We start from the raw sequence: 9,456 nt of genomic DNA, 5'->3' as shown, positions 1-9,456 counted from the left end.
TCTTCTGATGTGGATAGTATTTCGGGGGCGCGTATTGGTTGGTTCAAAAAATAAAAATTTGAGGGGGTTTGGTTAAAGATGCCTAAATTGATTGTTAGCGGCCGGGGCGGCAGCGGGAAGAGCACACTGGTGACCCTACTGGCGCGGCGGCTGGGAGAACAAGGAAAGGTCCTGGTGGTAGATGCAGACGAGTCAAATCTCGGGCTGGGTGCAATATTTGGGATCGAACCACCCGGAAAAACTCTGATGGACTACCTGGGGGGCAAAACGGCGGTAAAGGAAAAGCTGGTAGCCATGCTCAAAGGTAAAGAAAGCGAGCAGGTAGCGCTTTTTACTGAAAAAATGGCTCTGGATAGCTTACCCCCGGAATTAGTGGGCTGGGATGGACCTGTGGCTTGCCTTATTTCCCGGCCGTAGCCCGGGCGAATCTTCTGGGAGTTCCTCTGGACGCAGGCGCCCTGCGGGAGGAGGTGGACAGGCTGAAGGGCGGGATTAGAGGGATGTTAGAAGGTAACTAGCCATCACAACAGGTGTGGTGAAAAGGGGATGCCTTGCAGCGGAAGAGGTTACGGAGAAACGAGTTTTTATACAGTAAATCCAAAAAAGGGAGGAGAAATAAATGCGGACAAAGGCATTGAAGGCAGTGGCTATGCTCATTGCCCTGCTGATTACCATCATTATCCTGGGTGGGTGCGGGGCTAAAGCACCCGGGCAGGATACGGCGACGCCGCAGAAAACCGTTGTCACCGACCTGGCCGGCCGGCAGGTGGAAGTTCCCGTACCGGTAAAGAAGGTGGTGGCCATCGGCCCCGGTGCCCTGCGGCTGGTTTGTTATGTGAACGGCGCGGATAAGGTGGTGGGCGTGGAGAACCTGGAAAAGCAGCAGCCCACCGGCCGGCCGTACATTTTAGCCCATCCCGAATTAAAGGATTTGCCCACCATTGGCCAGGGAGGGCCCAATTCCACCCCGGACGCGGAAAAGCTGGTCAGCGTCAAGCCGGACGTAATTTTTGTTGCCTACCTGGTAGACAGGTCTCGGGCGGATGAACTGCAGGCCAAAACGAACATCCCGGTGGTGGTGTTGAGCTACGGCAGGCTGGCCACCTTTGACGAGGACGTTTATAAGTCCCTTAAGCTGATTGGGAAAATTACCGGTAGTGAAGAAAGGGCCCGGGAAGTAGTTGATTACCTGCAAAAATGTCAGCAGGATTTGCATGCGAGGACGAAGGACATCCCTGAAGACAAAAAACCCAAAGTTTATGTAGGCGCTCTGGGCATGAAGGGAGTACACGGCATCGAGAGCACCCAGGCCAAATATCCGCCCTTTGCGGCTGTTAACGCCCGGAATGTGGTTGACGAAACGGGTAAAACGGGGAGTGTTATGATCGACAAGGAAAAGCTCCTGAGCTGGGACCCTGATATCATTTTTATCGATGAAGGGGGCTTCTCTCTGGTGCGGGAAGACTACAAGAAAAACCCGCAGTTTTACCAGTCCCTGAAGGCGGTCAAAACAGGTCAGGTTTACGGCCAGATTCCTTATAATTACTACACCACAAACATAGGCACTGCCATTGCCGACGCCTACTACGCCGGGAAAGTGATTTACCCCGAACAATTTAAAGATATCGACCCGGCCCAAAAGGCCGACGAGATTTACCAGTTCCTTTTGGGCAAACCTTTATATGAACAGATGGCGAAAGATTACGGTGGATTCAAGAAGCTTGATCTTGCTAATCCGTAATACTCGAGGGGAAAGAAAAATATGCGGCAGGTAGCTATGGAAAACATCCCGGAAAGTTACCTCAAGTATACCCAAAGAAAAGTTTTTATTATTTGCCTGCTTTTCCTTTTGACCGTCCTGCTAGGTGTCTACGCCATCAACGCCGGGTCGGCGGAGCTTTCGCCGGCCCAGGTAATGCTGACGCTGCTGGGCAAAGCGGAGGGACGTTTAAATATCATTATTTGGAATATCCGGCTGCCCCGGGTGCTGGCGGCGGTTACTGCCGGGGTCGGTCTTTCCGTGGCGGGTTGCGTGATGCAAAATCTCTTGAGAAACCCTCTGGCGTCCCCTTTCACCCTGGGCGTTTCGCAGGGTGCGGCCTTTGGCGCCGCCGTGGCCATCATTGCTCTGGGGGCGGGGAGCATCCACAGCACCAGCGTCGATGCAGTCATCATCAACAACCCCTATCTGGTCACCATTTCCGCCTTTGTAGGGGCGATGGCGACGACCCTGGTAGTTCTCTTCCTGGCCCAGGTCAGGGGGGTCACTCCCGAAGCAATGGTCCTGGCGGGGGTGGCCCTGGGGTCCCTTTTTTCAGCTGCCACCATTATCCTGCAGTTTTTTGCCAGCGACGTGCAGGTGGCTTCGATTGTTTTTTGGACCTTCGGCGACATCGGCCGGGCTTCCTGGCGGGATCTGGAAATTATGGCCGCGCTAACCTTTGTCGCGCTGCTTTACTTTATGGCCAACCGGTGGAATTACAACGCTTTGGACGGCGGGGAGGAGACGGCCAAAGGGCTGGGTGTTGATGTAGAGAGGATCAGGTTGACCGGGATGTTCGCGGCCTCCCTGGTCACGGCGGTAACTGTTTCCTTTCTGGGCATTATCGGCTTTATCGGCCTGGTCGCCCCGCACATGATGAGAAGGGTGCTGGGCGGCGACCACCGTTTCCTGATCCCTGCTGCCAGCGTAATGGGAGGGCTTTTGCTGCTTGCTTCCGATACCCTGGCCAGGACCGTTGTTTCCCCGGTTGTATTACCGGTGGGGGCGATTACCTCTTTTATGGGTGCCCCCCTGTTCCTTTACCTTCTCTCCAGGGGGTATGGCAAAAGATGATCTTGTCGGTAGACGGGGTGGAATTCAGTTACAGCAGCCGGCCCGTGTTAAGGGATATCAAATTTGAAGTCAACAGGGGGGAATTTTTTGCTATCCTGGGCAACAACGGCGCCGGGAAGTCCACCCTGCTCAAGTGCCTGAACAGGATTTTAAAGCCGCAAACAGGGACAATTCTCATTGAAAAAAAAGACCTGTTTGCCCTCAGTCCCCGGGAAGTTGCCCGCCGCCTGGGGTACGTGGCGCAAAGATACGAAAGCGCCCGGTTTACGGTCTTCGACGCCGTGCTTTTGGGCAGGAAACCCCACATCAAGTGGGGCACAACCGCAAGAGACCTGGAAATCGTCCGGAATGTGTTGGGTATTCTTGGCCTGGAGGAGTTTTCCCTGCGTTACCTGGATGAATTGAGCGGGGGAGAACTGCAAAAGGTGGTCATCGCCAGGGCTCTGGCCCAGGAACCCCGGGTGCTTTTACTGGACGAGCCCACCAGCAACCTGGATCTGAAAAATCAATTCGAGGTTTTGCAAACGGTAAAAAGTGCAGTCAGGGAACATAACATTGCAGCGGTGGTGGTAATGCACGACCTTAACCTTGCTTTGCGATTTGCAGATAAATTTTTGCTCCTGAAGAACAGAACCGTTTTTGCCTGCGGGGGGATGGAAATCATGACTCCGGAAAATATCGCCGGCGTCTACGGAGTTCGGGTAGCGGTGGAAAGACTGGCAGACATCCCCGTGGTCGTGCCCTTGTAAAAAGCCCGCGAAATCTTGAATGTTATTTTGGTTTGTTATATAATTATTAAAGAAATAGGCAACCAAGGAGGTTGCTAAATCTCGACCATGGAGGTCGTTACGGTATAAACCGGACATCTTCCATGGTTTATTTTATTTTTAACACAAGTTGGTTGACCTCAGAGGGGTGGTTATGGAGGTAGACTAGGCCTGCGCAACCGGAGACTTAAATAATTGAAGGAGGAAAAACGTATGCATATGGCAGATGCCCTGCTTTCACCGGCTGTAGGTGGAACCATGTGGGCAGTGACGGCAGGAGTCGCAGCTTATTCAATTAAAAAGGTTCAAAATGAATTAGATGAGCAAAAAATACCTTTAATGGGGGTAGTAGGTGCATTTGTATTTGCGGCCCAAATGATAAACTTTACAATTCCGGGTACCGGATCCAGCGGCCATTTAGGAGGAGGCATGCTACTGGCTATATTGCTGGGTCCTTATGCTGGTTTTCTAACCATGGCATCTGTTTTAGTTATCCAAGCACTTTTTTTTGCCGACGGTGGCCTGCTAGCATTGGGAAGCAACATTTTTAATCTTGGTTTTTATACATGCTTTATTGCATATCCCCTGATTTATAAATTGATTATTCGCAAAGGGTACTCAACTGGACGCATATTTGCCGGGTCACTACTGGCTGCAATAGTAGGCTTGCAGCTGGGAGCGTTCAGTGTAGTTCTAGAAACCCTGTTTTCGGGTATAACAGAGTTGCCCTTCAGCACGTTTGTTTTGTTGATGCAGCCCATTCACCTTGCTATCGGATTGGTAGAAGGCCTCGTAACTGCTGCTGTTGTCGCCTTCATTTGGAAAGCCCGCCCTGAAATAATTGAGAAGGCGGCATTGGGTGAGAAGCTGGGCGGTATTCCCATCAAGAAGGTCCTTGCCGGCCTTGCCATTGTTGCAATTATAACTGGTGGTGTCTTCTCATGGTTTGCATCTACATATCCCGATGGATTGGAATGGTCTATGCTTAATACTTCAGGTAAAGAGGAACTCGAGGCTCCGGACGGTATTCATCAAACGCTGGCTTCTATTCAGGAGAAAATCGCGTTTTTGCCTGACTACAGCTTTAAGAAAGTAAGTACTGATGCTCATGAACAGAAAGTAAGTACTGATGCTCCAGAGACCGAAGAGGCATGGCCGGCGGTGAATACCGGGACCAGTGTATCGGGACTGGTTGGCGGCGCAATGACTTTGCTTTTAGCTGCAATAACAGGTCTTATTATAAGATCAATTAAAAAGAGGGAAAAAGCAAGCGCAGTTTAGAGTAAAAGCAACAAGGCGGGGCTTTAACCCCCGCCAAAACTTATATAAATATAATTATATAAATGGGATGATAGGTGATGTCCAATCCGGCGGACTCATTATATAACATAAGAATACTTGATGAATTTGCAGACAAGAAGTCTATTATACATGATGTGCACCCGCTTATGAAAGTGTTAACAACGGGCGCATATTTGCTAGTAACTGTATCCTTTAGTAATTACGAGTTAAGTGGTATGTTGCCACTTATATTTTACCCTGTTATTATCATGACACTGGCAGATATTCCTATGGTCCCGGTTTTCAAAAGGGTACTCTTGGCTTTACCTTTGATAATCGGCATCGGATTATTTAACCCCATATACGATAAAAGCCCGATGCTAGTGTTGCCATGGATTACTATTTCGGGAGGCTGGGTTTCTTTTTTTGCAATCTTAATTAAAGGTTTTTTAACAATACTGGCAGCACTCATTCTCATAGCCACCACTGGAATGACGAGAATCGCCTCAGCGCTAAGAACCATAAGGATACCCGGGGTATTTATTATCCAACTTCTGCTAACATACAGGTATATCGCGGTGCTGGTTGAGGAAGCTGGCCGTATGGTACGTGCCTATTCATTGCGCTCTGCGGGTGAAAAAGGCATCAAATTTAGAGATTGGGGTTCGTTAACGGGACACTTACTTATCAGGTCGATAGAAAGGGCCCAACGTGTTTACCGTTCAATGTGCTGCCGGGGATTTACAGGAGAATATCATATCGGGAGAGAAAAAGGAATTGGTATTGGCGACATCCTGTACTTCGCCGGATGGAGTTTATCTTTTGTAATAATACGCTACTTCAACATTCCTGAGATGATAGGTTGGGTAATGATGGGAGTAAGGAGATAAATGAGCCATCATATTATACAAGCAGATAATTTAAAGTATAAGTACCCTGATGGACGCCAGGCGTTGAACGGAGTTGCTTTTAAGATTACTCACGGAGAATCCGTTGGAATTGTAGGCGCGAATGGTGCAGGCAAGTCGACATTGTTGATGCACCTTGTCGGGGTATTGTTTCCAGATGAAGGAGAAATCATGATAGGTGATGTGCCGGTAACCAAGAAAACATTGCCGTTGATTCGGCAAAGGGTGGGGATGGTTTTTCAAGACCCAGATGACCAGTTATTTATGACCACCGTTTATGATGATGTAGCCTTTGGGCCGCGCAACTATAAATTACCTGAGGAAGAGGTTGAAAAGAGAGTAATTAGCTCACTCGATACTGTTGGAATTCTACATTTGAAGGATAGACCGCCGTACAAGCTTTCAGGTGGTGAAAAGCGCGCAGCAGCTATTGCGACGGTTTTGGCTATGAATCCTGATATTCTCGTTATGGATGAACCAACGTCATCCCTTGATCCGAAATCAAGACGCCGTTTAATAAGACTTCTTCAAAGCTTTACCCATACGAAGATAATTGCGACCCATGATTTGGACATGGTATTTGAGCTTTGCGAGAGAACAATTGTTTTGAAGGACGGCAGGGTAATAACTGACGGTCCTACAGAAAAAATTCTTTGTGATGCAGAACTGATGGAAGAATGTGGGCTGGAGTTACCCCTGGGTTTACAGGGGTGTCCGGTCTGTGGTACGAAAAAGCCCATTTGAACGTTAGTGCTCCTAGTTCCGGATAACTAAAAGCGCCCGAGAAGGGGTGGCGGGGGTTATCCTCAAATTGTAATTAGAACAGTTACGGAAAACTGTCGTACGTTGAAATTTAAGGACTATGGATTTGAAGAAGATGAGTAATGTCAAGGTAGGAAGGTAGGCGCCCAGGTTTCCAGAAAAGATTATTGTTTTCGGCTCTTGGGCTAAAGGATAAGCAGGGCCAAACAGCGATGCATCGCCACCATGACTATAGAAGAGCTGCGAGAGCGATGTGTCCAGCTGGAACAACAAAACGCCGAACTGACCGCTAAATTAAACTGGTTTATGGAGCAGTTCCGTTTAAGCAAGAAGCGGCAATTCGGTGTTTCCAGCTTACTTTTTAATGAGGCGGAAGCGGGAGCCAGGCCGGAGGCGCCTGAGCCGGATTTGGAAACCATCACCTACCAGCGCCGCAAAAAACACAGCCGCCGGGAGATGAACCTGGAAGATCTGCTGGTAGAAGTAGTAGAGCACCGCCTGCCGGAAGAAGAGCGGGTCTGCCAAAGCTCACGGCGGTCCCCTGCATGAGATGAGCACCGAGGTGCGGCAGGAACTTAAGGTCATCCCGGCCCAGGTGAAAGTGGTTAAGCATATGCGCTACGTCTATTTCTGTCGCCGCTGCGAGCGGGAAGAGATAACCACCCCGGTTGTCACGGCACCCATGCCTGCTCCCGTACTTCCCGGCAGCCCCGTATCTCCCCCCCTCTGGCCTACATTATGACCCAGAAATACGGGGCAGGCCTGCCCCTTTACCGCCAGGAACAGCAGTTTATAAAGGTTTGGGTATAGACCTTTCCCGTTTCGGAGCTACGGCTCAAGAGGCTATTCCTGTTAATGCCGGGGAAGAGGAAAATAAGCCGGTAATTACCGGCTGTAAGCCAGATCGCCCGGAAAGCCCGGCGGTCTCGGGAGCGGATGCCAAAGGCAAAATACAAGAGTTGTTTATAAAAACCGCAGGAAAGGGAAGGGGAAGCTACCCAGGCCACCAGGTTCCAGCAAGAAGCATGAGAAGTACCGGGGATTATACAGATTAGTCCGAATTATTACCTGATGGAAGCAGATAGAGGTGGCAGGACATGGACACAAAAACTGGACCCGGGGTACTACAAAGAGATTTCAAGCGCCGGAGGACAAAGTGTGCGTTGCCTGCCGGCATTCCTGGGGTAAAAAGCGCGGGCATTGCGATATAGCAGGCAGGGGGTCAACCCTTACGGTAATTACGACATAACTTTAAGTTTGAAAATACTGGTATGTAGTTGTGGTCATAGTGTATAATAGTGGCAGGGGTGATTATTAACGTGGCCGTTGAGGACAAGAGCAGCTCGACAAGCTACCGAGTCATTCGCCACTACCCAGGCGATGAGGAACAACGCTTATTAGAACGCTGCCGTGATCTTATTCGCGAAGTTGTTCCCGGTGCGACAGTAATACTATATGGCTCCAGGGCTCGTGGTGATGCCGAACCAGATTCGGACTATGATGTACTAATCCTTACGAAAGGACCTGCTAATTGGCACCTGGAAGATGCGATCCGCGAGAAACTTTATCCGCTGGAGTTAGAGACAGGAGCAGCTTTACCTATAGCGGTTTTTAGCGAACAGGAGTGGAATTCCCCTCTATACCAGGCCATGCCTTTCACCCAGAATGTAAGACGTGAGGGGATAGTTCTGTGAAAGAAGAAATTAAGCAGTTAATCCTATACAGGATGGACCGCTCTAAAGAAGCTATAACTGAGGCGGAATTGCTTTTTTCAGAAGGCCATATACGTACTTCCTAACCGGTTATATTATGCCTGTTTCTACGCCGTTTCTGCCATTCTCCTTGCCAAGGGTTACTCGTCAGCCAAAATTCAGGTATCCGTTCGCTTTTTCCACCAGAAGATCGTTAAAGCTGGTTTGGTTAACCCTTCGGCCGGAACATTATATAACAGGCTGTTCGATGCCCGCCAGAAAGCGGATTATGCCGACCTGGTTAAATATGAAGCCGATATTGTTGCTCCCTGGTTTGATGAAGTAAAATCTCTTGTCGATCAGATTGAAACTCTTGTGGTTAAAGAGATCCGCAGTCCTGGCTGATCTATCCAGCTGTAGAAAGTCAAATGAATTGCACCAAAGCACCCGGCAGGGAAACCAGCCGGGTATTTTATTTCGACACCGGGTCTGGCTCCCGACCATTGACAAAATAGAGGGCGCGGTCGTGGTCGGCATAGTAGCCGTCCAGGCCGGCCCTTTTTATTTCTTCCAGGGGAGCGTCTTTGATCAGGTTATAGACCAGGGTAGCCACAATCTCCATGTGGGCCAGCTCTTCCGTACCGATGTCTGTAAGAACTGCCTTGGCCTGGGGGATAGGCATGGTGTAGCGCTGGGTGAGGTAGCGTAGAGATGCAGCGAGCTCGCCGTCGGGCCCGCCTGACTTTAACTTTTGTTATCCAAAACCTACCCTAAAAAAGGTAGAAGGTAAAAGACAAAAACTGGTTCCAGCAATGCGGGAGGGAGTTCTGGAGGCCTGCGGGAGGATTATAAACATCCACTAAGGTCGATAAAGCCCAAAAAGAAGAGAACCCATATAATTATAGCGCGAAACCTTGAGTTAGGGTATAATATTTACCAGGAGGGGGCTGGTTAACAGGAAATGAAAACCACGCGCTATTTTGAAGAGCAGGTTTTGCGAAAGCGCCCCTACCTTAAGATGGAATGGTGCGAGCAGGCCATACGTAAACCCGAGTTTCATGAAATGCAGCCAGATGGGCGAATACGTCACTGGATATATGTCCCGGACTTGGGGAAATACTTGCGAGTGGTAACCCTGGAAGATGGCCGAACGATTCATAATGCCTTTCCTGATCGCAATTTTAAAATTGCAACCACCAAAGAGGAGTGAA

The 9,456-nt window shown here is 49.6% G+C and carries 10 protein-coding genes and 2 pseudogenes; 11 read left to right on the top strand and 1 reads right to left on the bottom strand.

Going from position 1 to position 9,456, the window contains the following annotated elements:
• The first annotated feature begins 78 nt into the window (after positions 1 to 78).
• From E308F_RS10615 to E308F_RS10570, 10 genes and pseudogenes are all read left to right on the top strand, one after another.
• Positions 79 to 417 carry a zeta toxin family protein gene (locus E308F_RS10615; protein ID WP_141264871.1) on the top strand — a complete coding sequence of 113 codons (339 nt, stop codon included), beginning with the start codon at positions 79 to 81 and terminating at the stop codon, positions 415 to 417.
• Positions 418 to 619: 202 nt separating this feature from the next.
• A complete protein-coding gene (locus tag E308F_RS10610) occupies positions 620 to 1,741 on the top strand; it encodes an iron ABC transporter substrate-binding protein (protein WP_172613900.1) in 1,122 nt (373 codons plus the stop codon).
• Between the two features lie 21 nt (positions 1,742 to 1,762).
• A complete protein-coding gene (locus tag E308F_RS10605; protein WP_141264870.1) occupies positions 1,763 to 2,836 on the top strand; it encodes a FecCD family ABC transporter permease in 1,074 nt (357 codons plus the stop codon).
• A complete protein-coding gene (locus E308F_RS10600; RefSeq protein ID WP_141264869.1) occupies positions 2,833 to 3,585 on the top strand; it encodes an ABC transporter ATP-binding protein in 753 nt (250 codons plus the stop codon). Before E308F_RS10605 ends, E308F_RS10600 begins: the two co-directional genes overlap by 4 nt.
• Before the next feature lie 231 nt (positions 3,586 to 3,816).
• The gene (locus E308F_RS10595) at positions 3,817 to 4,884 is read left to right on the top strand and encodes an energy-coupling factor ABC transporter permease (RefSeq protein WP_141265249.1); all 1,068 of its coding nucleotides are present in this window, start codon (positions 3,817 to 3,819) and stop codon (positions 4,882 to 4,884) included.
• Positions 4,885 to 4,961: 77 nt separating this feature from the next.
• Entirely contained in the window at positions 4,962 to 5,774 is an 813-nt protein-coding gene (cbiQ, locus tag E308F_RS10590; protein ID WP_141264868.1) for a cobalt ECF transporter T component CbiQ, read from the top strand.
• Positions 5,775 to 6,536 (top strand): energy-coupling factor ABC transporter ATP-binding protein, encoded by a 762-nt coding sequence (locus tag E308F_RS10585; RefSeq protein WP_141264867.1) that lies wholly within the window; start codon positions 5,775 to 5,777, stop codon positions 6,534 to 6,536. It begins immediately after the preceding gene.
• 243 nt (positions 6,537 to 6,779) lie between these two features.
• Positions 6,780 to 7,352, top strand: a pseudogene (locus tag E308F_RS10580) (transposase); the annotation flags it as partial.
• A gap of 500 nt (positions 7,353 to 7,852) precedes the next feature.
• On the top strand, positions 7,853 to 8,248 hold the full coding sequence (locus tag E308F_RS10575; RefSeq protein ID WP_216364514.1) for a nucleotidyltransferase domain-containing protein: 396 nt from the start codon (positions 7,853 to 7,855) through the stop codon (positions 8,246 to 8,248).
• Between the two features lie 57 nt (positions 8,249 to 8,305).
• Positions 8,306 to 8,650, top strand: a complete 345-nt coding sequence (locus E308F_RS10570; RefSeq protein WP_216363950.1) for a HEPN domain-containing protein — start codon at positions 8,306 to 8,308, stop codon at positions 8,648 to 8,650.
• 97 nt (positions 8,651 to 8,747) lie between these two features.
• Here E308F_RS10570 and E308F_RS10565 read toward each other — a convergent pair.
• Positions 8,748 to 8,984: pseudogene (locus E308F_RS10565) on the bottom strand (manganese catalase family protein); the annotation flags it as partial.
• 222 nt (positions 8,985 to 9,206) lie between these two features.
• On the opposite strand from E308F_RS10565, the gene E308F_RS10560 reads away from it, so the two are divergent.
• Positions 9,207 to 9,455: a hypothetical protein gene (locus E308F_RS10560; protein ID WP_141264865.1), complete on the top strand. Its 249-nt coding sequence runs from the start codon at positions 9,207 to 9,209 to the stop codon at positions 9,453 to 9,455.
• The last annotated feature ends 1 nt before the right edge of the window (position 9,456 follow it).

Source organism: Moorella sp. E308F (assembly GCF_006538365.1).
Taxonomy (GTDB): Bacteria; Bacillota; DSM-521; order Neomoorellales; family Neomoorellaceae; genus Neomoorella.
The sequence above is the reverse complement of the archived record's forward strand: the minus strand, read 5'-3'. Positions and strand labels throughout refer to the sequence as shown.